Consider the following 23,986-nt stretch of genomic DNA (forward strand, 5'->3'; position numbering starts at 1 on the left):
TGTTTATATTTGACCAAAGCGGCCGGAGTTAAAATCGCGTACAGCTTCAGCGATTTCGGTTTGACTGTTCATCACGAAAGGGCCGTAACCAACAATCGGTTCATTAATAGGTTCGCCAGCCAGTACCAGCACTTTCGCATCGCTGTTGGCGTGCAGATGCACACGTTCACCCTGATGGCTGAATACCACCAGTTGCGCTTCCTGCACGGTGCTTTCACCGTTGACCGTGACGCTGCCTTCCAGTACGACCAGCGCGGTGCTCCAGCCATCGGGCTGCGTGAAGGTGGTCTCTTTATTCTGTTTAAGCTGCATATCCCAGACGTTAAGCGCTGAGAAGGTGCGGGCCGGACCCGTGGCGTCGGCGTAACGTCCGGCGATTGCCCGCAGCGATCCGCTGTCGTCTGGCAAATCGACCACAGGAATGGCTGCGGCTTCAATGCTCTGATAGCCCGGCGCAGTCATTTTGTCTTTTGCCGGCAGGTTGACCCACAGCTGAATCATCTTCAGTTCGCCACCGCGATTGGCAAACGCCGCCGAGTGAAACTCCTGATGCAGAATTCCCGCGCCTGCCGTCATCCACTGTACGTCGCCTGGGCCAATAACCCCGCCTTTACCGGTGGAGTCACGGTGTTCCACTTCGCCGGCGTAGACGATAGTGACCGTCTCAAAACCACGGTGCGGATGCTCGCCGACGCCGCGCTTTGCGCCATCTGCCGGGAAGCTGTGCGGCCCGGCGTAGTCGAGCAGTAAAAATGGGCTCAGGCTTTCGCCGTGCGACTGATACGAAAAGAGCGAACGTACCGGGAAGCCATCGCCCACCCAGTGCGGACGTGGCGCGGTATAAACACCTGTAATCTTTTTCATCTGTTTCTCCTGGGGAGTGAGCGTTGATGTGGATTAGCTTATATTCAGGATTAAATTCCCGGTAGATGGCAAAAATGGCCTACACTGTTGCAAAAATAGAACAATGGAGTGGATATGCAGGATCTCAATGATTTCGCGTGGTTTGTCCGCGTGGTCGATCACGGCGGTTTCGCGGCGGCGGGTAGGGCGCTGGATATCCCCAAATCGAAACTCAGTCGCCGTATTGCCCAGCTGGAAGAACAGCTCGGCGTACGTTTGATTCATCGCACGACCCGGCAGTTTACGGTGACCGAGGTCGGCCAGACCTTTTATCAGCACTGTAAAGCGATGCTGATTGAAGCAGAGGCGGCACAGGAGGCAATTGCGGTGCTACAGGCTGAACCGCGCGGCAGCGTCAGGTTGACCTGTCCGGTTACACTGCTGCATGTTCACGTCGGTCCGATGCTGGCGCGCTTTATGATGCGCTATCCCGGCATACAGATTCAGCTTGAAGCCACCAATCGGCGGGTTGATCTCGTGGCGGAGGGCATCGATGTGGCGATTCGCGTTCGACCCAGGCCTTTTGACGATAGCGATCTGGTCATGCGTGTGCTGGCCGATCGCGGACACTGCCTGGTGGCTAGCCCGTCGCTGGTGGCGTCCTTGGGTAAACCCCGCTCGCCGGATGAGCTCAGCCGCTGGCCGGGGCTGAGTATGGCGGCCGGAAAGCATGTTCATAAGTGGTTACTCGGTGGGCCGGAAGGAGCAAAAGCAGAGGTCCATTTCACGCCGCGCCTGATTACTGGCGATATGCTGGCGCTGCGCGAAGCCGCTGTTGCGGGGGTTGGCGTAGTGCAACTGCCGATCCTGATGGCCCGAGAGCAGTTGGCAAATGGCACGCTGGTTCGTGTACTGGACGACTGGGAGCCGAAACGCGAGGTGATTCACGCGGTATTTCCTTCACGCAGAGGGCTATTGCCAGCCGTGCGGGCGCTGGTGGATTTTCTCAGTGACGAGTATGCGCAGATGACTGAGGAGTAAATTACCGTCGGCAGTCTGCCACCGGTAAATCATACATGGTGAAAAATCAGGGAATAACCTTGCTCGCGCCAGTGCTGTAATAGCTCCTGTTGCCGACGGGTTGGCGTGATGCCGGTCCAGACAATCAGCTGCTGTCCGGGAAACAGCTCCGGGCGAGGAGATTCCTGGGGTTCAGCGAGCACGGCAATATGCCAGCCTTGCTGAGACAGACGCCAGGCTTCAAGCCACAGACGGGTGCGGTCTTCGGTATCCCAGCCGATAAGCAGTGCATCTTTCCCTGCTTTTTTACGCGCTTCGGCGAGGCAGGAACAGACAAACTCAATCAGAACACCGTCAAGGAGGCTACACATGATGCGCGCGGTATTTTGATCGAGGCTGATGCGCTGGCGGACGGGGATAAAAACGTGGTCGATCAGGTCGCCAGAAGCGTGTTCGCGGCTCAGGGCGCGGATTTTAGCCCGCAGTTTGGCGGGATGCGCAAAGCGAAGCGCCGCCATCATTTCTTCCTGCAGCGTCAACCAGTCGTCGTGGGCCGTGACCTTACTTTGTTCCAGCAGGGCTTTCACTTTGCCCACCGGTACGCCGTTCTTAATCCAGCGTTTTATCTCTTCGATACGCTGGATGTCCTCCTCGTCAAACTGGCGATGCCCACCTTCACTTCTTTGGGGTTTCAACAACCCATAGCGACGTTGCCAGGCTCGTAGGGTGACAGGGTTGATACCACATCGTTCGGCGACATCGCCTATGCTGTAAAATCCCATTCAGCCCTCATCTCTAAGCTTGTACGTCTCGTGAAATAATTACGTATCGGTACCAATTGTACAATTTATAATTTATTGTACAGCTGGTTTTTAATCAAGCGAAGAGAGAAAAGCCCTAATATGGTCGGGATGTGAAGAGGAACAAATTATCTCGTTGATATAAAGGAGAAAATGATAGCCTTACGCCTGCCACCTGGCGGTGACAGGGGAACATATGCGGTTACAATTCAGTTTTTTTCTCAGGCCATGCCACGGCGGGGAAGCCGTGAAAACAGGGGGATGCAAACAAATGGCCCTGGAATTCCGTGATGCCAGCTGACTCCAGCCACATCCACTCTTCTGCCTTTTCCACGCCCACTGCGGATACCCCAATTTCAAGCGAAGTACAGCATTTAATAATGGCATGAATAATGGCCTGACGTGGCCCGCTTTTGTGTACATCCTGAATAAGGTCGCGGTTGATCTTAATTCTGTCGGGTTGAAATTGCGCGAGCAGCTGCAGGCCTGCGAATCCCGCGCCAAAGTGATCGATAGCGACACTTATCCCCGCGCCTTTCAACGCGCGTACCGCGCGGCTAAAGCCATCGAACTGGGAAATGGCTTCGCTTTCAGTGAATTCCACGATGATCTGCTCAGGAACGAGATGATTCTCGGCGATGGCCTGAAGCAATATTTCGACCGCATCCGGCACGTTGACCAGCGTCATCGGCAAAATATTGACGGACAGAGTGCAGTCGCCCAGATCCAACGCCGCGGCCAGCGCAAAAGCCGTCTTTTTGCTATGTAAATCTGCCAGATAGATCTCATCGCTGCTCAGGCCAGCGAAATAGACCTGCGGTGAGTCGCCAGAGGTGGTGCGTAGCAGCCCTTCAAGGGAGATAACTTCACGAGCGAGAGGGTCGATGATCGGCTGAAAGGCAAAACCGCAGCTGGCCTCGGGGTTTAACTGTTGAGGAGAAAGGCGTCGAGTGCGTTCAGTCGCAATAAAATCCCAACTATCGGCAGAGGGGATTTCGAAGTAATTCTCTTTTTCGATGGCTTCCACGAAAGTCCGGAAAAACTGCAACGCACGATCGCGATAGGTCAGTTGATAGCGTGAGGTTCCCTTATCAAGAATAACTTGTAATACCTCATCCCTTCCGTGTTCGCGCAGATCGAAAAGCTCCATTCCCCTCATACCAAAGCGCCTTGAGGGGCTGTAATCGCAGAGAAGTTCAACCACATTGTAGTGACGGTTATCTGCACAGATAGCGTGATAAATCGCTTTTACGTTCTCTTCAGGGCCTTCAAGTAGCTGGAAAAAGTGGGTGCCGTTGAATAACAGGATCCCCGTTACATCTGCACGATTATTCTTGATATTGGCGTCGGCGACCATACTTTCGAGCGCTTTTACCGGAACATCATCACGAAGATGACTGCGGTAGATAATAGTGGTGAGCATGATTTTCCGGCATAGGAGGGGAATGTCCTCTAACCCTACCAGATTACGCTGCGCTTAACACATTAAATTAACATGGTTTTTACCTTTTAAGCATCTTATGTCTTTCTGGAAATAACTGAGCCCACTGGCGTCAAACTATCCTCGTGATTTGGTGTACACATATTACGATTTATCTGATGCATTAAATGTCATTAAATATATGAAAATAAAAGATTAGCATTTTTTGTTAAATATGATTTGTTCGGTTGTACAGATTTTGTGTACAATTTTTTGTATCGTTTAATCACACTCTGTTTATCTTTTACTTATCTCGTACAGGAGAAACACATGCAGCAAAATGGTTACATTTTTGATACGGCTGGTGCCATTGCACAGTATTTCAATAAGGCCAGCTTGCCAACGCAGCAGGAAACGCTGGGTCAGATTGTGGTCGAGATACTGCACGATGGTCGTCACCTTAACCGTAAAGCGCTTTGTACGAAGTTACTGAGTCGGCTGGAGAAAACCTCGTGCGAGAAGGAGAAAGGCCACTACAACGCGTTGATCGGTCTGCTTTTTGAGCGCTGAATGGCGTACTCAACCCTCGATCGCGGCTGCGAACGAGGGACAATCGAAAGAGAGAGCGTAGTAATGAAGCGAAGTGACATTGAGAAACTGACTGACGAACTTATTGGGCAGGCAGTGTTGTTATTACTCAAGCGTAAGGCGCCGGTAAACTCGATGGCTCTACTTACCGAACTGCGTTCTCTGCAGGCGATCGAAACCGACGCGAGTCGACGCCGTGTCTATACATCGGTCATTGCTGATATTGAGGCGGTACTGATGGATAAAAACCAGGAAACGAAGCAGCAAATCACGCGTGGACAGATGGAAGTGGTCCAATCGTTATCGGGTAAAAGCGCAAGCTTAAACTCAGGAAAGGGAAAAGTGCACTGAGACCTTACTTTTATTAATGGTGAAAAAAATGAACGCAGCAATGACTCAACAACCCGATATTTACAGCGCGTTACGCGATCATTCTCTGTCAGACCATTTTCGTCACTCTGGTGAAGTGCTGGCTGAAGAAGCGGTTGTTTTAGGTTCCATCATTCGCCATATTCTGATGCGGGGAGAATGCATTAATAATAAAAATATCATTTTATCCCTTGTACAGCGTTTGGAGGTTACCGAAGACATTGTTCAGGCCGACGTGATTAGAAATACGCTGGAGATTGTTGTGGGTCATACCATGGATGATATTTGAATATAAGGTTCGATAATCGTTAAATATTAAACGGTTGGTCAATAATTTATTATCGACCTTTCCCTGTTTCGCCTTCACTGGATAACTTCATCATGCGTAGAGACGACTATGTACGGACAAAGCATGCCGATTTTTGGCTTTCGGATAATTATCTCAGGCAGGGGCTCGAGAGCATCTTTACCCAGTTCTCATTGGCGGATGACACAATTCGCTATGTGTTCTTAACCGAGCAGAGATACAGTGAAGTTCGCGAATATAATTATGATCTACAAACAACGAAAATAGTGTTACTGACCGATAGCTCATTCTTTCAATTTCTGAATAACGGATCTATTTATCAATTTCCAATGCGGTCAAGCATTGAGGAATTGCAGCGGTTTGTTATTTCAATTGCTGATAAAACAGAAGAGCCGCGAATGTATAAATCGTCGGTTTCCTTAAGCCAACGTGAACGGCTGTTAATTGATTTAATTAAGCAAGGCAAACGGATCGCCGATATGAGTGAGCTGATGGATCTGCATATCAAAACGGTTTACCAGGCACGCCAGTCGCTGATGAAAAAAATAGGCTGTAGTGGAGCCGTGGATTTGATGCACAAACTGCACAGTGACATCTTCAAAAATTGGCTGGCGGAGAGTCACCGGTTGCATTGAGTTTGTTGCTGGCAGGCCGATGAATAAAAAAAGCCCGCGTACTGACGCGGGCTTTTTTTCATATCTGCATCGAATTACATACGTTCTACGGTTTCAATACCCAGGGTATCGAGGCCGAGCTTCAGCGTTTTCGCCGTCAGCAGCGCCAGCTTCAGGCGGCTATTACGCACCGCTTCGCTCTCGGCAGAGAGGATTGGGCAGTGCTCATAGAAGCCAGAGAACAGACCGGCCAGATCGTACAGGTAGGCACACATCACGTGCGGCGTACCGTCGCGAGCAACCACGTTCAGCGTCTCTTCGAACTGCAGCAGGCGTGCGGCCAGTTGGGCCTCACGTTCTTCGGTAATGGTAACCGCAGCGTTAACGATCTCGCTTTCTTCCAGCTCCGCTTTACGGAATACGGACAGCACGCGAGTATAGGCGTATTGCATATACGGCGCGGTGTTGCCTTCAAAGGCCAGCATATTGTCCCAGTCGAACACGTAGTCGGTGGTGCGGTTTTTGGAGAGATCCGCATATTTCACCGCGCCGATACCGACGGCGTTAGCCAGTTTTTCCAGCTCGTCTGCCGGCATATCCGGGTTCTTCTCTGCCACCAGACGACGCGCGCGCTCCAGCGCTTCATCCAGCAGATCTGCCAGCTTCACGGTACCGCCGGCGCGGGTTTTGAACGGCTTGCCGTCTTTACCCAGCATCATGCCGAACATGTGGTGCTCCAGCGGCACGGAATCCGGAACGTAGCCCGCTTTACGCACGATGGTCCACGCCTGCATCAGGTGCTGGTGCTGACGGGAATCGATGTAATACAGTACGCGGTCGGCGTGCAGCGTTTCGTAGCGATATTTCGCACAGGCGATATCGGTGGTGGTGTACAGGTATCCGCCATCCTTTTTCTGGATGATGACCCCCATCGGCTCGCCTTCTTTGTTCTTGAATTCGTCAAGGAACACCACGGTTGCACCTTCGCTCTCTACCGCCAGACCTTTGGCTTTGAGATCGGCTACGATACCCGGCAGCATCGGGTTGTACAGGCTTTCACCCATCACGTCGTCACGGGTTAGCGTCACGTTCAGGCGATCGTAGGTCAGCTGATTCTGGGACATGGTAATGTCGACCAGCTGACGCCACATTTTACGGAAGTATTCGTCGCCGCCCTGCAGCTTCACCACGTAGCTACGCGCGCGCTCGGCGAACGCTTCGTCTTCGTCGTAATGTTTTTTCGCATCGCGGTAGAAACCTTCAAGGTCCGCCAGCGCCATTTCACCGGCGTTGTCCTGCTGCTGCTTTTCCAGCCACGCAATCAGCATACCGAACTGGGTGCCCCAGTCGCCGACATGGTTGGCGCGGATAACTTTATGGCCCATCAGCTCAAGGGTACGTACCGCGGCGTCGCCGATGATGGTGGAGCGCAGGTGGCCCACGTGCATCTCTTTGGCGACGTTTGGCGCGGAGTAGTCGACCACGATGGTCTGCGCTTCCGGCTGCGCGATGCCCAGACGATCGCTTTTCAGCGCCTGAGTGACATGCTCGGCCAGGAAGGCGGGATCGAGGAAGATATTGATAAAGCCCGGCCCGGCGATTTCCACTTTATTGGCGATGCCATCAAGCTGGAGATGAGACAGTACCTGCTCTGCCAGTTGTCGCGGCGCCATGCCCAGCTTCTTAGCAACCGCCATCACGCCGTTAGCCTGATAGTCGCCGAACTGTACTTTTGCTGACTGACGAACCTGTGGTTCGCAATCGGCAGGTGCGCCTGCCGCAATCATGGCCTGACTGACTTTTTCTGAGAGAAGAGCCTGAATATTCACCGGAATACCTTACGTTTTAGACGCCGTCACCATGCTGGCTCAGCGCCGGGTGTGGATAAATTAAGGCGGGAGTATACTGCATTTGCCGGATGCCGTCAGCATTGGCCCAACGCCGCCTGAACAGGGATTAATCGCTTGTCCGCCTCATAGGTTGGTTCAGCGCCAACAACAGGGTAGATTAGCCTTTTCATTGATTAAGAGTAGGGCTGAAATGGCAAACTGGCAGACGATGGCACAGCTACAGGATATTTCTGCGGATCTCCCGCGCTTCACCGAGGCGCTCAGCGCGCTTGCCCGGCGATTGGGGCTGGATATTGCGCCGCTCAACGCTGACCACATTTCGTTACGCTGCCATCAGAATGCCACTGCCGAACGCTGGCGAGCCGGTTTCGAGCAGTGCGGTACGCTGCTGTCGGAAAACATTATCAATGGTCGTCCCATCTGCCTGTTCAAACTTGATGAGCCGGTCTGCGTCGCGCACTGGCAGTTTACGGTCGTTGAACTGCCGTGGCCGGGGGAGAAGCGTTATCCCCATGAAGGTTGGGAGCATATTGAAATCGTCCTGCCGGGCGAACCGGCGCAACTTAACGCCCGCGCGCTGGCGTTGCTGTCCGATGACGGCCTGAGCCAGCCGGGTATTTCGGTGAAAACCAGCTCGCCGAAAGGGGAACGCGAACGCTTGCCCAACCCCACCATGGCGGTGACTGACGGCAAGGTAACGGTAAAATTTCATCCGTGGACGATTGAAGAGATCGTCGCCAGTGAGCAGGCAGTGTAACAATGTGAGCTAACGCGGGGTCTGTCGCACGGAACAGTGGCATGATCGGACGCTGGAGAAAAAGGGAGAGAAACATGGCATTGCTGGAGATCTGCTGTTACAGCACGGAATGCGCGGTTATCGCGCAGCAGAACGGGGCCGACCGCATTGAACTGTGCGCCGCGCCGTTGGAAGGTGGTCTGACGCCGTCGTACGGCGTGTTGAGAGCCACGCGCCAACGGGTGACGATACCCATCCATCCCATTATTCGCCCGCGAGGCGGTGATTTTTGTTATACCGACGGTGAGTTTGCCGCCATGCTGGAAGATGTTCGCCAGGTTCGTTCGTTGGGGTATCCCGGCGTTGTGATTGGCGTGCTCAACCCGGAAGGGCAGGTCGATATCCCACGGATGCGACAAATTATGGTAGCCGCGGGGCCGCTGGCGGTGACATTCCACCGGGCGTTTGATATGTGTGCGAATCCGCTGCAAGCTGCTGATGCACTGGCGGAATTAGGTGTCGCCCGCATACTGACTTCGGGGCAACAGCCATCGGCGGAAAAAGGTATTTCATTAATTCGGGAACTAATCGCCCGTAACGATACTCCAACCATTATGGCGGGTGCAGGAGTAAGAGCGAGCAACCTTTCGCTCTTCCTGGAAGCAGGCGTCAAAGAAGTGCACAGTTCAGCGGGGCAATGGCTGCCCTCCGACATGCGTTATCGCAACCCCGGATTGTCAATGTCAACGGATCCTGAAGCTGATGAGTATTCGCGTTATGCCGTCGACGGCGCGGCAGTGGCCGCAATGAAAGCGATCATCACGCAGCATGAGTAGCTAACGTTTTTTACCGCGCGTCATATCGCCCAATATGATGCTTGCTTGTACCAGGCCCCTGCCCATTAAACAGGGGCCTTTTTTTCTCCGTCATATTTCAACCCGCCATTGCGTTGGCTTTCCTCGCTCGCCCCAGTCACGTACTGATGTACGCTCCAGGGGACTCGCTGCGTCGCCGCCTTGTTGCAGGCTGAAATATTTAGGAGAAAATGTGCCTGAGAACGGAAAATAGGGTTATGGCTTCCGGGCAATCAGCACCGCGCGAAGCGGGGCGGGATAGCCCTCCACCGTTTTGCTCGGGTCGTTCGGGTCAAGGAAGTCAGCCAGCGACTCGGTCACCATCCACTCGGTGCGGCGCTGCTCTTCGGTGGTGGTCACGCTCATATCAGCGATGCGTACGTCGACAAAGCCGCACTTCTCGAGCCAGTTTTTCAGCGCCAGCGCGGACGGAATAAAATAGACGTTGCGCATTTGCGCGTAGCGATCGCCCGGCACCAGCACCGTATTCTCGTCGCCTTCCACCACCAGCGTTTCCAGTACCAGCTCACCCTCGCTGACCAGCTGATCTTTCAACTGCCAGATATGCTCCAGCGGCGAGCGGCGGTGGTACAACACCCCCATTGAAAAGACGGTATCAAACGCTTTCAGCGCCGGAAGCTGCTCGATACCCAGCGGCAGCAGGTGCGCGCGTTGATCGTTACCCAGCAATTTACGCACCGCTTCAAACTGGCACAGGAACAGTTGGGTCGGGTCGATACCGACTGCCAGATGCGCTCCTGCGCCAATCATGCGCCACAGGTGATAACCGCTGCCGCAACCGACGTCGAGAATGGTACGTCCGCTCAGGTCAGACAGATGCGGTAATACGCGCTCCCATTTCCAGTCGGAGCGCCATTCGGTGTCGATGTTAACGCCATACAGTGAAAATGGCCCTTTACGCCACGGCATCAGATTACGCATCAAGGTATCAATGCGTTTACGCTGGCCTTCACTCAGCGGCGTTTCGCTTTCCGCGGTGACACTGTGCAGCAGGTCGAGCTTCCACGGCTGAATTTCTGGCAGAAATTCAACGGCATTGGCCCATTGCTTAAACAGACCGTGCTGATCGCGCTGCCAGGCGCCAATCTGCGCGGGCAGCGTTTCCAGCCAGTGGGAGAGCGGGCTTTTGGCGATTAACTGATAAAAATTGCCGAACTCGATCATGCCGGGGTTCCTGCTTTCAGTGCCACCAGGGAGCCAAAGTTAAAGCACTGGAACCACAGCTCGCTGTGTTCGAAACCGGCTTCGCGCAGACGCGCTTTGTGCACTTCAACGGAGTCGGTCAGCATGACGTTTTCCAGCATGCTGCGCTTCTGGCTGATTTCCAGCTCGCTATAGCCGTTGGCGCGCTTAAAGTCATGGTGCATGTTAAACAGCAATTCGCCGACGGTCGCGTCTTCGAAGCTGAACTTCTCTGACAGCACCAACGCGCCGCCAGGGTTGAGCCCCTGATAAATTTTGTTCAATAACGCCTGACGTTCAGCGGGTTCAAGGAACTGCACGGTAAAGTTCAGCACCACCATGGAGGCGTTGTGAATTTCAATATCGCGAATGTCACCTTCAATCACCTCGACCGGGGTCGGCGCTTTGTAGGCGTCGATATGGCGGCGGCAGCGTTCAATCATCGCGGGAGAGTTGTCGACGGCGATAATACGGCAGTCGTTATAGGCGATGTTACGGCGTACGGAGAGGGTGGCCGCACCCAGCGAGCATCCCAGATCGTAGACCTGCGTGCCGGGCTGCACAAAGCGCTCGGCAAGCATGCCAATCATCGAGATAATATTCGAGTAGCCCGGTACGGAACGTTGGATCATATCCGGGAAGACTTCGGCTACCCGTTCGTCGAAAGTCCAGTCGCCAAGATGGGCGATCGGGGCAGAAAATAGCGTGTCGCGGTCAGACATAAGGTGAAATCCGGAAAAATAAAAACGGCGTATTGTGCGCTAATGAAGGGAGAAAACCAACTCCCACGGCATATACCAGAGGTTCGCCAGCACCATTAGCAACAGCGAAATGTAGGTTGCGCTCATGCCGGAGCGCCGCCAACGGAAGAGGCGATGATGGAATCCATAATAGTGCATCAGCCGCCCGGCCAGCAGCAACAGGCCGCAAATGTGCACCATCCAGGTCTCAGCGCCGTTCATTTCCATAAACAGCAGCAGTACCACGCCAATGGGGATGTATTCCACCGCGTTGCCGTGAATGCGGATGGCGCTCTGCAGCTCGCTAAAGCCGCCGTCACCGTAGGCAACGCGGTACAGCATACGCAGGCGAACGACATCAAAGGAAAACTTTATCAGCAACAATGCCGCCAGCACGGCATACAACGCGCTAACCATACAAACTCCCTTTCTGTTGGCAGATGGCACTCATTATCATAGGTAGGAACGTCAGAAAAGAGAAGATTGTTGTGGTATTGCCGGCGCCTCGCCGAGGTCGGGAAGGGCGGCGCGCAGCGTATTCCACAAAGCGTCCACCAGCTCAGGCGCCTGGGCGATATCCGGCGTATGCAGGAACAAATAGGGCGTGGCGGTTTGCTGCCATAGCGGCAATTTTTCCAGCCACGGTGTAAACATCGCCAGATTTTGCGCCATATTATCGCTGCCGATAAAGCGCACCATCGGCTGCCCGGCGGTGACCACGGCGTGCACCGGCACCTTAGGCTTTTTACGCTGTGCCTCGATGATAGCTTCATTGTGCGGGATCGCGGCATGCACCGGGCGGCTGTCGAGGATTACGCGATTCACCCCGCGTTCGTGCAGGCCACGATTAAGCTGCCGTTCTTCATCCCCTTTACTGAAAAAGCCAGGATGACGAACTTCCACGCCGTAATGGAAATCTTTCGGCAGGCCGTCGAGGAAAGCCCATAGTGCGGGGAGGTCGCGCGGCCCAAAGGTCGCGGGAAGCTGTAACCAGTACTGACCAATCCGCCCGGCGAGCGGCGATAGCCGCTGGAAAAATTCCTGCGTGAGATCGTCACACTGGCGCAGCGCTGCCTGATGCGAAATGGTCGCCGGAAACTTAAAGCAGAAACGGAAGTTATCGTCCGTCTGCGCCTGCCAGCGGGCGACGATCTCGGCTTTTGGCAGCGCGTACAGCGTCGTGTTGCCCTCTACGCAATTGAAGAAGCGAGCATACTGTTCAAGGCTGGTAATACCCAGTCGCCCCCATTTCGGGTGCGACCATTGGGGAAGCCCTAGATAAATCATAAGGCGGCCAGGATCTCCTCGGTGCTGCGAACCCGGGCGATGCGCGGGAAAATATGCGTCATGCTGCCCTGATGCTGTTCAGCGGAAGCGGCGCTGCACGCGTCTTCGGCGATGATCAGATTAAAGCCCAGTTCCCAGGCGTTACGTGCGGTCGACTCGACGCCGATGTTGGTCGAAATGCCGCACAGAATAATGGTGTCGATGCCGCGACGACGCAGCTGCATCTCAAGATCGGTGCCGTAGAAGGCGCCCCACTGGCGTTTGGTCACTTCAATATCGCTGTCCTGTTTACTCAGTTCCGCCGGGTAGGTCCACCAGTTGTCCGGCAGCGCTTTTGCCGGGGCCTGTGCGTCAACCGGTTGTTTTAACGCTTCGGCAAAGTCGGCGGACCAGCCCACGCGAACCATCACCACCGGCGCAGAGGCGGCGCGGCATTTTTCGGCTAAACGCGCGGCGCGTGCCACGACGTCGCTCGCGGTATGCGGGCCGCCGGCGAACGGCAGAATACCTTCCTGCAAGTCAATGACGACAAGAGCGGTTTTGTTTGCGACTAAATTCAGCATGGTTTTTCCTCTGTAAGCGGGCTGTCGGGGGCATACCTTACAATCGTCGCCAGGTGATCGAATGGATAATTATTGTTAATTTTTGTGAGCGTAAGCAATAAGCGTTCAGCAAACAGGCGTATAAACCGCACTGGGCTTATCGTCAGCGAGAATTTCCAGTATAATAGCCCCCTTTTTTCATCCAGTAGTGACATTCAGCTAAAGCTGCGACAGTAACGCCTGCAGGGCAGGCGACAATCCGCCGACGGCTAAGTTAAGGGATATCTCATGCGTACAGAATATTGCGGACAGCTTCGACAGTCCCACGTTGGGCAGCAGGTGACTCTGTGTGGTTGGGTCAACCGCCGTCGTGATCTCGGTAGCCTCATTTTTATCGATATGCGCGACCGTGAAGGCATCGTACAGGTGTTCTTCGATCCGGACCGTGCGGATGCGTTGAAGTTAGCCTCTGAACTGCGTAATGAGTTCTGCATTCAGGTAACCGGCACCGTTCGTGCGCGCGACGAAAAGAACATCAACGCGGATATGGCAACCGGCGCTATCGAAGTTCTGGCTTCCGATCTGGTTATCATCAACCGTTCAGAATCACTGCCGCTGGACTCTAACCACGTCAACACCGAAGAAGCGCGTCTGAAGTACCGCTACCTCGACCTGCGTCGTCCGGAAATGGCTCAGCGCCTGAAAACTCGCGCTAAAATCACCAGCTTCGTGCGCCGCTTTATGGACGATCACGGTTTCCTCGATATCGAAACCCCGATGCTGACCAAAGCGACCCCGGAAGGCGCGCGCGATTACCTGGTACCGTCTCGCGTTCACAAAGGTAAATTCTACGCGCTGCCGCAGTCGCCTCAGCTGTTCAAACAGCTGCTGATGATGTCCGGTTTCGACCGCTATTATCAGATTGTAAAATGCTTCCGTGACGAAGATCTGCGTGCTGACCGTCAGCCTGAATTTACCCAGATCGACGTGGAAACTTCCTTCATGACAGCCCCGCAGGTGCGTGAAGTGATGGAAGCGATGGTGCGTCAGCTGTGGCTGGAAATTAAAGGCGTGGATCTGGGCGACTTCCCAATCATGACCTTCGCCGAAGCTGAACGCCGTTACGGTTCCGACAAACCGGACCTGCGTAACCCGATGGAGCTGGTGGACGTTGCTGACCTGCTGAAAGACGTGGAATTCGCCGTCTTCTCCGGCCCGGCAAACGATCCGAAAGGCCGCGTAGCTGCGCTGCGCGTACCGGGCGGTGCTGCGCTGACCCGTAAGCTGATCGACGAATACGGCAACTTTGTGAAGATCTACGGTGCGAAAGGCCTGGCATACATCAAAGTCACCGAACGCGCCAAAGGTCTGGAAGGTATCACCAGCCCGGTCGCTAAATTCCTGACCGCCGACATCATTGAAGCTATCCTTGAGCGCACTGGCGCGCAGGACGGCGACATGATCTTCTTCGGCGCGGATAACAAGAAAGTGGTTGCCGACGCGATGGGCGCGCTGCGCCTCAAGCTGGGTAAAGACCTGAATCTGACCGACGAAACGATGTGGGCGCCGCTGTGGGTTATCGACTTCCCGATGTTTGAAGACGACGGTGAAGGCGGCCTGACCGCGATGCACCACCCGTTCACCTCGCCGAAAGACATGACCGCCGAAGAACTGAAAGCGGCACCGGAAGACGCAGTCGCCAACGCCTACGATATGGTGATCAACGGTTACGAAGTGGGCGGTGGTTCCGTACGTATTCACCGTGGCGACATGCAGCAGACCGTGTTCGGTATTCTCGGCATCAACGAACAAGAGCAGCGCGAGAAGTTTGGCTTCCTGCTGGACGCGCTGAAGTACGGTACGCCGCCGCACGCGGGTCTGGCATTCGGTCTCGACCGTCTGACCATGCTGCTGACCGGCACCGACAACATCCGTGACGTTATCGCTTTCCCGAAAACGACCGCGGCTGCCTGCCTGATGACCGAAGCGCCAAGCTTCGCCAATCCGGCCTCTCTGGGCGAGCTGGGTATCCAGGTTGTAGCGAAAGAGCCGAAAGCGTCGGCGGAGAACGAGTAACATGCTATTCAAGCAGCCCGTCTCTATTCTGGTGGTCATTTATGCCCAGGACAGTAAACGGGTGCTGATGCTGCAGCGACGCGATGACCCCGAGTTCTGGCAGTCGGTTACCGGCAGCCTGGAAGCGGGGGAAACCGCGTCGCAGGCCGCCATGCGCGAAGTAAAGGAAGAGGTCACCATTGACGTTGTTTCTGAGCAACTGACCTTGATGGACTGTCAGCGCACGGTGGAGTTTGAAATTTTTCAACATTTACGACATCGCTATGCGCCGGGCGTGGTGCGCAATACGGAATCCTGGTTCTGCCTTGCGCTGCCCCACGAGCGGGAGATTGTGTTCACTGAACACCTGGCCTACCAATGGCTCGATGCGCCCGTTGCGGCGGCGCTGACCAAGTCGTGGAGTAACCGGCAGGCGATTGAAGAATTTGTCATTAACGCTGCCTGATAGGGCAAAGTTTTTTGGAGATATTTTTATGGCAGGTCATAGTAAATGGGCCAACACCAGACATCGTAAAGCGGCGCAGGATGCAAAGCGCGGCAAAATTTTCACCAAGATCATTCGTGAGCTGGTGACGGCGGCCAAACTGGGCGGCGGCGATCCGGATGCTAACCCGCGTCTGCGTGCGGCGGTGGATAAAGCACTGTCCAACAACATGACCCGTGACACCCTGAACCGTGCCATTGCGCGCGGTGTGGGCGGTGATGAAGACTCGAATATGGAGACCATCATCTATGAAGGTTACGGTCCTGGCGGCACGGCGGTGATGATTGAATGTCTGTCCGATAACCGTAACCGTACCGTTGCGGAAGTGCGTCACGCGTTCAGCAAAACCGGTGGCAACCTGGGAACTGACGGTTCGGTTGCTTACCTGTTCAGCAAAAAAGGCGTGATCTCTTTTGAGAAAGGCGACGAAGACGTCATCATGGAAGCGGCGCTGGAAGCCGGTGCAGAAGACGTGGTGACCTTCGATGACGGCGCGATTGACGTTTACACCGCGTGGGAAGAGATGGGAAAAGTGCGCGACGCGCTGGAAGCCGCAGGTCTGAAAGCTGACGCCGCTGAAGTCTCAATGATTCCGTCGACCAAAGCGGACATGGATGCGGAAACCGCGCCGAAGCTGCTGCGTCTTATCGACATGCTGGAAGACTGTGACGATGTTCAGGAAGTCTACCACAACGGTGAAATCTCTGACGAGGTTGCTGCTACCTTAGAATGAGGTGGCTGAACCCTAACATAACAGGAGATGCGTGATGGCTATTATTCTCGGCATTGACCCGGGGTCGCGCATCACCGGTTATGGTGTGATTCGCCAGGTGGGTCGTCAGTTGACCTACCTTGGCAGCGGTTGCATTCGCACCAAAGTCGAGGATCTCCCGTCGCGCCTGAAGTTGATTTACGCGGGCGTGACGGAGATTATCACCCAGTTCCAGCCGGACTATTTCGCGATAGAACAGGTCTTTATGGCGAAAAACGCCGACTCGGCGCTTAAGTTGGGGCAGGCGCGCGGGGTGGCGATTGTCGCCGCCACTAACCAGGAACTGCCGGTCTTTGAGTACGCCGCCCGTCAGGTCAAACAGACCGTGGTGGGTATCGGTAGCGCGGAAAAAAGCCAGGTTCAGCATATGGTGCGCACGTTGCTCAAACTGCCCGCCAACCCACAGGCCGATGCCGCGGATGCGCTGGCTATCGCCATTACCCACTGCCACGTCAGCCAGAACGCCATGCAGGTGAGTGACGCCAGGTTGAATTTAGCGCGTGGGCGGTTACGATAATCACAAATGAGGCTGGATAAACATCCAGCCTTTTTTTATGATAGTACATTACCTTTTCAGCCCTTAACGCAGGAGCGTCACGTGATAGGCAGACTCAGAGGCATCATTCTCGAAAAACAACCCCCGTTGGTCCTTCTGGAAACCGGCGGCGTCGGCTATGAAGTGCATATGCCCATGACCTGTTTTTACGAGCTGCCGGAAGCCGGGCAGGAAGCGATTGTCTTTACCCACTTCGTGGTGCGTGAAGACGCGCAGTTGCTGTACGGTTTCAACAACAAACAGGAACGTACCCTGTTTAAAGAGCTGATTAAAACCAACGGCGTCGGCCCGAAGCTGGCGTTGGCTATTCTCTCCGGCATGTCGGCGCAGCAGTTTGTCAACGCGGTTGAACGCGAAGAGCTGGGCGCACTGGTCAAGCTGCCGGGGATTGGCAAGAAAACCGCCGAGCGTCTTATCGTTGAGATGAAAGACCGCTTCAAAGGCCTGCACGGCGACCTCTTTACGCCAGCCGCCGATTTGGTACTGACCTCACCGGCTGGCCCGGAGAGCGACGACGCCGAGCAGGAAGCGGTTGCCGCACTGGTGGCGCTGGGCTATAAACCTCAGGAAGCCAGCCGGATGGTGAGCAAAATTGCCCGTCCGGACGCCAGCAGCGAAACATTGATCCGCGAAGCGCTCCGCGCAGCGCTATGAGGTAAAGGATGATTGAAGCAGACCGCCTGATCTCAGCAGGTAGTACGATAGCCGAAGAGGTGGCCGATCGCGCCATCCGCCCCAAATTACTGGAAGAGTACATCGGCCAGCCGCAGGTGCGCTCGCAGATGGAGATCTTTATTCAGGCGGCGAAACTGCGCGGCGACGCGCTGGACCATCTGCTCATTTTCGGCCCGCCTGGATTAGGGAAAACCACGCTGGCGAATATCGTGGCCAATGAAATGGGCGTTAACCTTCGCACCACCTCAGGCCCCGTGCTGGAGAAAGCGGGCGACCTGGCGGCCATGCTCACGAACCTTGAACCTCATGACGTGCTGTTTATCGATGAAATCCACCGCCTGTCTCCGGTCGTCGAGGAGGTGCTGTATCCGGCGATGGAAGACTATCAGTTAGACATTATGATTGGTGAAGGCCCGGCTGCCCGGTCGATTAAAATCGATCTGCCGCCCTTTACCCTGATTGGCGCCACCACCCGCGCGGGCTCGCTGACCTCGCCGCTGCGCGATCGCTTCGGTATCGTACAGCGGCTGGAATTTTATCAAGTGCCGGATCTCCAGCACATCGTGGGCCGCAGCGCCCGCTATATGGGGCTGGAGATGAGCGATGAAGGCGCGCTGGAAGTGGCGCGTCGCGCACGCGGTACGCCGCGTATTGCCAACCGCCTGCTCAGGCGTGTGCGCGATTATGCGGAAGTGAAGCACGACGGCACCATTTCCGCAGAGATTGCTGCGCAGGCGCTGGATATGCTGAACGTTGACGCGGAAGGCTTTGACTATATGGACCGCAAGCTGCTGCTGGCGGTGATTGATAAGTTCTTTGGCGGCCCGGTCGGGTTGGATAACCTGGCGGCGGCAATTGGCGAAGAGCGAGAAACCATTGAGGACGTGCTGGAGCCCTATCTGATTCAACAAGGGTTCTTGCAGCGCACGCCACGTGGCCGTATGGCAACCTCACGCGCGTGGACGCACTTCGGCATCCAGCCGCCTGAGATGCCTTAGTGCCTGATGGCGCTTCGCTTATGAGGCCTACGGAATTGTGTAGGCCCGTTATGCGAAGCGCCGCCGGAAAAATCAGGCAGCCGCTTTCTTTGTCATACTCAGAATAAACAGCAGCGCCGCGCACAGCACCACGGAAGGGCCGGCTGGCGTATCGTAAAACGCCGAGAAGGTTAGCCCACCGGTTACCGCAATCATCCCAACACCCACCGCAATCCCCGCCATCTGCTCTGGCGTGCGGGCGAAGCGACGTGCCGTCGCGGCCGGAATAATCAGCAGCGAGGTGATAATCAGTGCCCCGACAAACTTCATCGCCACGCCGATGGTCAGCGCTGTCACCAGCATCAGCAGCAGCTTAACCCGCTGTAGCTTCACGCCGTCGACAAACGCCAGATCCGGGCTGATGGTCATCGACAGCAGATTACGCCACTGCCAGAACAGAATTGCCAGCACCACAATCACGCCGAGCGCGATCGAGATAAGATCCTGCGGGGTGACCGCCAGCAGGTCGCCGAACAGGTAGGCCATCAGGTCGACGCGGATGTTCGACATCAGACTGACTACCACCAGGCCAAGCGACAGCGCGCTGTGCGCCATAATGCCGAGCAGGGTATCCACCGCCAGGTGAGGGCGCTTTTCCAGCCACACCAGCCCCGCCGCCAGCAGCAGCGTCACGGCGATGACCGCATAAAAGGGATTTACGTCTAACAATAAACCGAATGCCACACCCAGCAGGGAAGCATGCGCAAGGGTGTCGCCAAAATAGGACATACGACGCCAGACCACAAATGAGCCTAACGGGCCGGCAGCACACGCCAGCATCATTCCGGCAAGCCAACCGGGAAGTAAAATTTCAATCATGACTGCCCATTTCCCCGACGTAAAACAATACGGCCCTGTAAATCGTGGCGGTGGTTATGTTGATGACGATAAATTCCGAGCTGCTCGGCGCCGCGCGGCCCAAACATTGAGATAAATTCCGGGTGCATTGAGACCACATCCGGCGTGCCGGAACAGCAAATATGATGGTTGAGGCACAGCACTTCGTCGGTTTTCGCCATAACCAGATGCAGGTCGTGCGACACCATCAGCACCGCGCAGTCCAGCTCCTGGCGCAGCTGGTTGATCAGATCGTACAGCGCCACCTGGCCATTAACGTCAACGCCTTGAGTCGGCTCATCCAGCACCAGCAATTGCGGTTTGTTCAGCAGCGCACGAGCCAGCAGTACGCGCTGGGTTTCGCCACCGGAAAGCTTCTGCATTGGCGCATCCTGCAGGTGTCCTGCCTGCACGCGCTTGAGTGCCGGGAGAATATCTTCTTTACGTGTAGCAGGGTGCAGACGCAAAAAACGCTTGACGGTCAGCGGCAATGTCGCATCAAGGTAAACCTTCTGTGGCACATAGCCGATACGCAGCTGTTTTTCGCGCACCACGACGCCTTCGCTGGGCGCAACAAGCCCAAGCACTACGCGTACCAGCGTAGATTTACCCGCGCCGTTAGGGCCAAGCAGCGTCAGAATGCGGCCTGGCTTGAGATTCAGTGAGATGTCGGAGAGCACCCGGCGCTGGCCGAAGCTGACGGAGACATTTTCCAGCGATACAAGATTCGTCATAGCAATTAGGGGTTGCACAAGAGAGTGAATGTTATAATATCACACTTCTTTCATTCATTTCGATTATTAGACGCATTATGTTACAGAAAAATACGCTTCTTTTCGCAGCTTTATCCATGGCCCTTTGGGGTAGCGCCGCACAGCGTGCCGATGCCGCCGTTGTCGCCTCACTGAAACCGTTAGGATTCATCGCTTCAGCGATTGCCGATGGCGTCACTGAGACCCAGGTTTTACTGCCTGACGGTGCGTCTGAGCATGACTATTCACTGCGCCCATCTGATGCAAAACGCTTACAGAACGCGGACTTAGTGGTCTGGATTGGTCCGGAGATGGAAGCCTTCATGGACAAGTCAACGCAAAGCATTTCCACCGCAAAAAAAGTGACGATCTCGCAGCTGGACGGCGTGAAACCGTTGCTCATGAAAGGGGCTGACGACGACGGTGACGAAGGTGCGGAAGAGGGCGATCATGACCACGCTCACGGCGAAAAAGGTGACGCACATCACCATCATGGCGAATACAACATGCATCTGTGGCTATCCCCAGAGATAGCGCGGCTTTCGGCGGTTGCAATCCATGACAAATTAGTGGAACTTATGCCCCAGAGTCGAGCCCGGCTTGACGCCAACCTGAAAGATTTTGAAGCCAATCTGGCTGCAACCGACAAGCAGGTGGCGAATGAGCTGGCGCCGGTGAAAGGAAAGGGGTATTTCGTTTTTCATGATGCCTATGGCTACTACGAAAAACACTACGGTTTGACGCCGCTTGGGCACTTCACCGTCAACCCTGAGATTCAACCCGGTGCGCAGCGTTTACATCAAATAAGAACACAGTTGGTTGAGCAAAAAGCAACCTGCGTTTTTGCTGAGCCACAATTCAGGCCCGCTGTCGTTGAATCTGTCGCGCGGGGTACCAACGTTCGCATGGGAACGCTGGACCCACTTGGCACGAATATACAGCTGAGCAAAGAAAGCTATCCGGCGTTTCTGACTCAACTGGCGACCCAGTATGCGAGTTGCCTGAAAGGAGATAAGTAAGGAAGTGAATACGTGCAGCAGATAGCCCGCTCTGTCGCTCTGGCATTTAACAATTTGCCGCGGCCCCACCGCGTTATGCTGGGGTCACTCACCGTTCTCACGTTGGCCGTCGCCGTATGGCGGCCATACGTTTACCATCCAACCTCTTCATCACCCGTTACCCGGACGATTGAGCTGGAGAAAAAAGAAATTCGTTCTCTGTTGCCGGAGGCCAGTGAACCGATTGACCAGGCCGCGCAGGAAGATGAAGCCATCCCGCAGGACGAACTGGACGACAAAGTCGATAACGAAACGGGCGTGCATGAATATGTGGTATCCACGGGCGATACCCTGAGCAGCATCCTGAATCAGTACGGTATTGATATGGGAAATATCAGCCAGCTTGCCGCTTCTGATAAAGACCTGAAAAACATGAAGGTGGGCCAGCAGCTCTCCTGGACATTGAACGATGATGGCGATCTCCAGCGTTTAACCTGGGAGATGTCGCGTCGTGAAACCCGTACCTACGATCGCGTTGCAAACGGTTTCAAAATGAGCAGCGAGATGCAGCAGGGCGACTGGGTTAACAGCCTGATTAAAGGTACCGTTGGCGGCAGCTTTGTCTCCAGCGCAACCAGCGCCGGGTTAACCAGCGCGGAAGTTAGCGCGGTAATTAAAGCGATGCAGTGGCAGATGGACTTCCGTAAGCTGAAAAAAGGCGATGAGTTCTCGGTGCTGATGTCGCGCGAAATGCTCGACGGCAAGCGTGAGCAGAGCCAACTGCTTGGCGTACGTTTACGTTCTGATGGTAAAGATTACTACGCGATCCGCGCGGAAGACGGTAAGTTCTACGACCGTAACGGCACCGGGCTGGCGAAGGGCTTTCTGCGCTTCCCAACCTCGCGTCAGTTCCGCGTATCGTCTAACTTTAATCCACGTCGCCTGAATCCGGTGACCGGGCGTGTCGCGCCGCACCGTGGCGTTGACTTCGCGATGCCGCAAGGGACGCCGGTTCTCGCGGTGGGCGACGGTGAAGTTGTTGTCGCCAAGCGTAGCGGCGCTGCCGGGTATTACGTTGCACTGCGTCATGGCCGTACCTACACCACGCGCTATATGCACCTGCGTAAGCTGTTGGTGAAACCGGGTCAGAAGGTGAAACGTGGCGATCGTATTGCGTTGTCGGGCAATACAGGGCGTTCAACCGGCCCGCACCTGCACTATGAAGTGTGGATTAACCAGCAGGCGGTGAACCCGCTGACGGCGAAACTGCCGCGTACCGAAGGGTTGACCGGTTCTGACCGCACCGATTATCTGGCGCAGGTGAAACAGGTTCTGCCGCAGCTGCGTTTTGACTAGTTTCGTCTAAGAAGTAAACGTTCAGAGCCGACGCCCACAGGGTGTCGGCTTTTTCTTTTGTGCGAAGCACCTCACCTCGCTAAACTATCTGATTATCCACACCGACCTGATGATGCGACCCTGGAACAGGCATGGAAACGAAAAAAAATAACAGTGAATATATTCCCGAGTTTGAGAAATCTTTCCGTCACCCGCAGTACTGGGGGGCATGGTTAGGCGTGCTGGCATTTGCAGGGATTGCCTACGTTCCCGCAAAAATCCGCGACCCTATCCTGGGAAAACTGGGTCGTCTGGCGGGGCGATTTGGCCGCAGCGCTCGGCGTCGCGCGCAAATCAATCTTCTGTACTGCTTCCCGGAAAAAAGCGAAGACGAGCGCGAAGCGATTATCGATGAGATGTTCGCTACCGCGCCGCAGGCGATGGTAATGATGGCCGAGCTGGCGTTGAAGGGGCCGGAAAAAATTCTGCCGCGTCTCGACTGGCAGGGGCAAGAGATTATTGACGAAATGCGCCGCAACGGTGAAAACGTTATCTTCCTGGTCCCGCACGGTTGGGGGGTCGATATCCCGGCGATGGTGATGGCTTCTCAGGGCCAGAAAATGGCTGCGATGTTCCACAACCAGGGCAACAAGGTGTTCGACTATGTGTGGAATACCGTGCGTCGTCGCTTTGGCGGCCGCCTGCATGCGCGTAATGATGGCATTAAACCTTTTATTCAATCAGTGCGTCAGGGGTATTGGGGCTACTATCTGCCCGATCAGGATCACGGCCCGGAGCACAGCGAGTTTGTCGATTTCTTTGCAACCTACAAAGCCACGCTGCCGGCGATAGGGCGATTAATGAAAGTGTGCCGTGCGCGCGTGGTGCCGTTGTTCCCGGTTTATAACGGTGAAACGCATCGTTTGACGATTCTGGTACGCCCGCCGATGGACGACCTGCTCGAAGCGGATGACAACACCATCGCCCGCCGCATGAATGAAGAAGTGGAGATCTTTGTGGGTCCGCACGCCGAGCAGTATACGTGGATTCTGAAGTTGCTGAAGACGCGCAAGCCTGGTGAGATCGAGCCGTATCAGCGAAAAGAACTCTACCCAAAGAAAAAGAAATAGCTTAAACCCTGGGCGAGCAAAGCGACGTCGGGATGACTCCAGATCGTTCACGCCCTGCTCCGAGTGCAAAAAAAACCGGACATCTGAACTGCACCCAAAAAGTTGGACACCCAACGAAGTAAGGTGCAGTTTTTTATGAGCAAGTATTCTCTCAGCTTTAA

27 protein-coding genes are annotated in these 23,986 nt (G+C 55.0%); 16 read left to right on the forward strand and 11 right to left on the reverse strand.

The window, feature by feature from the left end; translation table 11 throughout:
- Nucleotides 1-3: 3 nt before the first annotated feature.
- Nucleotides 4-864 carry a pirin family protein gene (locus GY169_RS09315; protein WP_167575559.1) on the reverse strand — a complete coding sequence of 287 codons (861 nt, stop codon included), beginning with the start codon at nucleotides 862-864 and terminating at the stop codon, nucleotides 4-6.
- Nucleotides 865-978: 114 nt separating this feature from the next.
- On the opposite strand from GY169_RS09315, the gene GY169_RS09320 reads away from it, so the two are divergent.
- Nucleotides 979-1,884 carry a LysR family transcriptional regulator gene (locus tag GY169_RS09320; RefSeq protein ID WP_167575560.1) on the forward strand — a complete coding sequence of 302 codons (906 nt, stop codon included), beginning with the start codon at nucleotides 979-981 and terminating at the stop codon, nucleotides 1,882-1,884.
- 29 nt (nucleotides 1,885-1,913) lie between these two features.
- On the opposite strand, the gene GY169_RS09325 is transcribed toward GY169_RS09320, so the two are convergent.
- Both GY169_RS09325 and GY169_RS09330 read right to left on the reverse strand, forming a co-directional pair.
- Entirely contained in the window at nucleotides 1,914-2,645 is a 732-nt protein-coding gene (locus tag GY169_RS09325; RefSeq protein ID WP_167575561.1) for a MerR family transcriptional regulator, read from the reverse strand.
- A 220-nt stretch (nucleotides 2,646-2,865) separates the two neighbouring features.
- The gene (locus GY169_RS09330) at nucleotides 2,866-4,086 is read right to left on the reverse strand and encodes a diguanylate phosphodiesterase (protein ID WP_167575562.1); all 1,221 of its coding nucleotides are present in this window, start codon (nucleotides 4,084-4,086) and stop codon (nucleotides 2,866-2,868) included.
- Nucleotides 4,087-4,413: 327 nt separating this feature from the next.
- On the opposite strand from GY169_RS09330, the gene ycgZ reads away from it, so the two are divergent.
- The 4 genes from ycgZ (at nucleotide 4,414) to GY169_RS09350 (ending at nucleotide 5,982) form a co-directional block, all read left to right on the forward strand.
- A complete protein-coding gene (gene ycgZ / locus GY169_RS09335; protein ID WP_163447961.1) occupies nucleotides 4,414-4,653 on the forward strand; it encodes a regulatory protein YcgZ in 240 nt (79 codons plus the stop codon).
- A gap of 63 nt (nucleotides 4,654-4,716) precedes the next feature.
- Nucleotides 4,717-5,022 (forward strand): hypothetical protein, encoded by a 306-nt coding sequence (locus GY169_RS09340; protein ID WP_163447962.1) that lies wholly within the window; start codon nucleotides 4,717-4,719, stop codon nucleotides 5,020-5,022.
- A 28-nt stretch (nucleotides 5,023-5,050) separates the two neighbouring features.
- Complete coding sequence (locus GY169_RS09345; RefSeq protein ID WP_411908111.1) at nucleotides 5,051-5,329, forward strand: biofilm development regulator YmgB/AriR family protein; 279 nt, start codon at nucleotides 5,051-5,053, stop codon at nucleotides 5,327-5,329.
- Between the two features lie 92 nt (nucleotides 5,330-5,421).
- Nucleotides 5,422-5,982: a LuxR C-terminal-related transcriptional regulator gene (locus tag GY169_RS09350; protein WP_163447963.1), complete on the forward strand. Its 561-nt coding sequence runs from the start codon at nucleotides 5,422-5,424 to the stop codon at nucleotides 5,980-5,982.
- 74 nt (nucleotides 5,983-6,056) lie between these two features.
- On the opposite strand, the gene argS is transcribed toward GY169_RS09350, so the two are convergent.
- A complete protein-coding gene (gene argS / locus GY169_RS09355; RefSeq protein ID WP_163447964.1) occupies nucleotides 6,057-7,790 on the reverse strand; it encodes an arginine--tRNA ligase in 1,734 nt (577 codons plus the stop codon).
- A 211-nt stretch (nucleotides 7,791-8,001) separates the two neighbouring features.
- Here argS and GY169_RS09360 point away from each other — a divergent pair, with 211 nt between their 5' ends.
- Together GY169_RS09360 and cutC are read left to right on the forward strand one after the other, a co-directional pair.
- On the forward strand, nucleotides 8,002-8,568 hold the full coding sequence (locus GY169_RS09360; protein WP_167575563.1) for a VOC family protein: 567 nt from the start codon (nucleotides 8,002-8,004) through the stop codon (nucleotides 8,566-8,568).
- Nucleotides 8,569-8,642: 74 nt separating this feature from the next.
- Nucleotides 8,643-9,383 carry a copper homeostasis protein CutC gene (cutC, locus tag GY169_RS09365; RefSeq protein WP_167575564.1) on the forward strand — a complete coding sequence of 247 codons (741 nt, stop codon included), beginning with the start codon at nucleotides 8,643-8,645 and terminating at the stop codon, nucleotides 9,381-9,383.
- 234 nt (nucleotides 9,384-9,617) lie between these two features.
- On the opposite strand, the gene cmoB is transcribed toward cutC, so the two are convergent.
- The 5 genes from cmoB to GY169_RS09390 are packed head-to-tail and all read right to left on the reverse strand — an operon-like array spanning nucleotide 9,618 to nucleotide 13,194.
- Nucleotides 9,618-10,586 (reverse strand): tRNA 5-methoxyuridine(34)/uridine 5-oxyacetic acid(34) synthase CmoB, encoded by a 969-nt coding sequence (cmoB, locus tag GY169_RS09370; RefSeq protein WP_163447967.1) that lies wholly within the window; start codon nucleotides 10,584-10,586, stop codon nucleotides 9,618-9,620.
- Nucleotides 10,583-11,326, reverse strand: a complete 744-nt coding sequence (cmoA, locus tag GY169_RS09375; RefSeq protein ID WP_167575565.1) for a carboxy-S-adenosyl-L-methionine synthase CmoA — start codon at nucleotides 11,324-11,326, stop codon at nucleotides 10,583-10,585. Before cmoA ends, cmoB begins: the two co-directional genes overlap by 4 nt.
- 39 nt (nucleotides 11,327-11,365) lie before the next feature.
- On the reverse strand, nucleotides 11,366-11,761 hold the full coding sequence (locus tag GY169_RS09380; protein WP_064544680.1) for an MAPEG family protein: 396 nt from the start codon (nucleotides 11,759-11,761) through the stop codon (nucleotides 11,366-11,368).
- Nucleotides 11,762-11,812: 51 nt separating this feature from the next.
- A complete protein-coding gene (locus GY169_RS09385) occupies nucleotides 11,813-12,631 on the reverse strand; it encodes a DUF72 domain-containing protein (RefSeq protein ID WP_167575566.1) in 819 nt (272 codons plus the stop codon).
- On the reverse strand, nucleotides 12,628-13,194 hold the full coding sequence (locus GY169_RS09390; RefSeq protein WP_167575567.1) for a hydrolase: 567 nt from the start codon (nucleotides 13,192-13,194) through the stop codon (nucleotides 12,628-12,630). Before GY169_RS09390 ends, GY169_RS09385 begins: the two co-directional genes overlap by 4 nt.
- A gap of 267 nt (nucleotides 13,195-13,461) precedes the next feature.
- Between GY169_RS09390 and aspS the strand changes: the two genes are divergently transcribed.
- The 6 genes from aspS (at nucleotide 13,462) to ruvB (ending at nucleotide 18,734) form a co-directional block, all read left to right on the forward strand.
- A complete protein-coding gene (gene aspS, locus GY169_RS09395) occupies nucleotides 13,462-15,249 on the forward strand; it encodes an aspartate--tRNA ligase (protein WP_163447971.1) in 1,788 nt (595 codons plus the stop codon).
- Nucleotide 15,250: 1 nt separating this feature from the next.
- Entirely contained in the window at nucleotides 15,251-15,694 is a 444-nt protein-coding gene (gene nudB, locus GY169_RS09400; protein WP_167575568.1) for a dihydroneopterin triphosphate diphosphatase, read from the forward strand.
- Nucleotides 15,695-15,722: 28 nt separating this feature from the next.
- Entirely contained in the window at nucleotides 15,723-16,466 is a 744-nt protein-coding gene (locus tag GY169_RS09405; RefSeq protein ID WP_064544690.1) for a YebC/PmpR family DNA-binding transcriptional regulator, read from the forward strand.
- A 34-nt stretch (nucleotides 16,467-16,500) separates the two neighbouring features.
- Nucleotides 16,501-17,022, forward strand: a complete 522-nt coding sequence (ruvC, locus tag GY169_RS09410; protein WP_064544692.1) for a crossover junction endodeoxyribonuclease RuvC — start codon at nucleotides 16,501-16,503, stop codon at nucleotides 17,020-17,022.
- Between the two features lie 81 nt (nucleotides 17,023-17,103).
- Nucleotides 17,104-17,715 (forward strand): Holliday junction branch migration protein RuvA, encoded by a 612-nt coding sequence (gene ruvA / locus GY169_RS09415; RefSeq protein ID WP_064544698.1) that lies wholly within the window; start codon nucleotides 17,104-17,106, stop codon nucleotides 17,713-17,715.
- An 8-nt stretch (nucleotides 17,716-17,723) separates the two neighbouring features.
- Nucleotides 17,724-18,734 carry a Holliday junction branch migration DNA helicase RuvB gene (ruvB, locus tag GY169_RS09420; protein ID WP_163447974.1) on the forward strand — a complete coding sequence of 337 codons (1,011 nt, stop codon included), beginning with the start codon at nucleotides 17,724-17,726 and terminating at the stop codon, nucleotides 18,732-18,734.
- Nucleotides 18,735-18,806: 72 nt separating this feature from the next.
- On the opposite strand, the gene znuB is transcribed toward ruvB, so the two are convergent.
- Both znuB and znuC read right to left on the reverse strand, forming a co-directional pair.
- Complete coding sequence (gene znuB / locus GY169_RS09425; protein ID WP_163447975.1) at nucleotides 18,807-19,592, reverse strand: zinc ABC transporter permease subunit ZnuB; 786 nt, start codon at nucleotides 19,590-19,592, stop codon at nucleotides 18,807-18,809.
- Nucleotides 19,589-20,344 (reverse strand): zinc ABC transporter ATP-binding protein ZnuC, encoded by a 756-nt coding sequence (znuC, locus tag GY169_RS09430; protein WP_064544705.1) that lies wholly within the window; start codon nucleotides 20,342-20,344, stop codon nucleotides 19,589-19,591. Before znuC ends, znuB begins: the two co-directional genes overlap by 4 nt.
- A 77-nt stretch (nucleotides 20,345-20,421) precedes the next feature.
- Between znuC and znuA the strand changes: the two genes are divergently transcribed.
- The 3 genes from znuA (at nucleotide 20,422) to lpxM (ending at nucleotide 23,825) form a co-directional block, all read left to right on the forward strand.
- Nucleotides 20,422-21,381: a zinc ABC transporter substrate-binding protein ZnuA gene (gene znuA / locus GY169_RS09435; RefSeq protein WP_167575569.1), complete on the forward strand. Its 960-nt coding sequence runs from the start codon at nucleotides 20,422-20,424 to the stop codon at nucleotides 21,379-21,381.
- Between the two features lie 12 nt (nucleotides 21,382-21,393).
- Nucleotides 21,394-22,716 (forward strand): murein DD-endopeptidase MepM, encoded by a 1,323-nt coding sequence (mepM, locus tag GY169_RS09440; protein WP_163447977.1) that lies wholly within the window; start codon nucleotides 21,394-21,396, stop codon nucleotides 22,714-22,716.
- A gap of 131 nt (nucleotides 22,717-22,847) precedes the next feature.
- Entirely contained in the window at nucleotides 22,848-23,825 is a 978-nt protein-coding gene (gene lpxM, locus GY169_RS09445) for a lauroyl-Kdo(2)-lipid IV(A) myristoyltransferase (protein WP_167575570.1), read from the forward strand.
- Nucleotides 23,826-23,986 lie beyond the last annotated feature (161 nt).

This window comes from Kluyvera genomosp. 3, assembly GCF_011765685.1.
GTDB lineage: Bacteria > Pseudomonadota > Gammaproteobacteria > Enterobacterales > Enterobacteriaceae > Kluyvera > Kluyvera georgiana_A.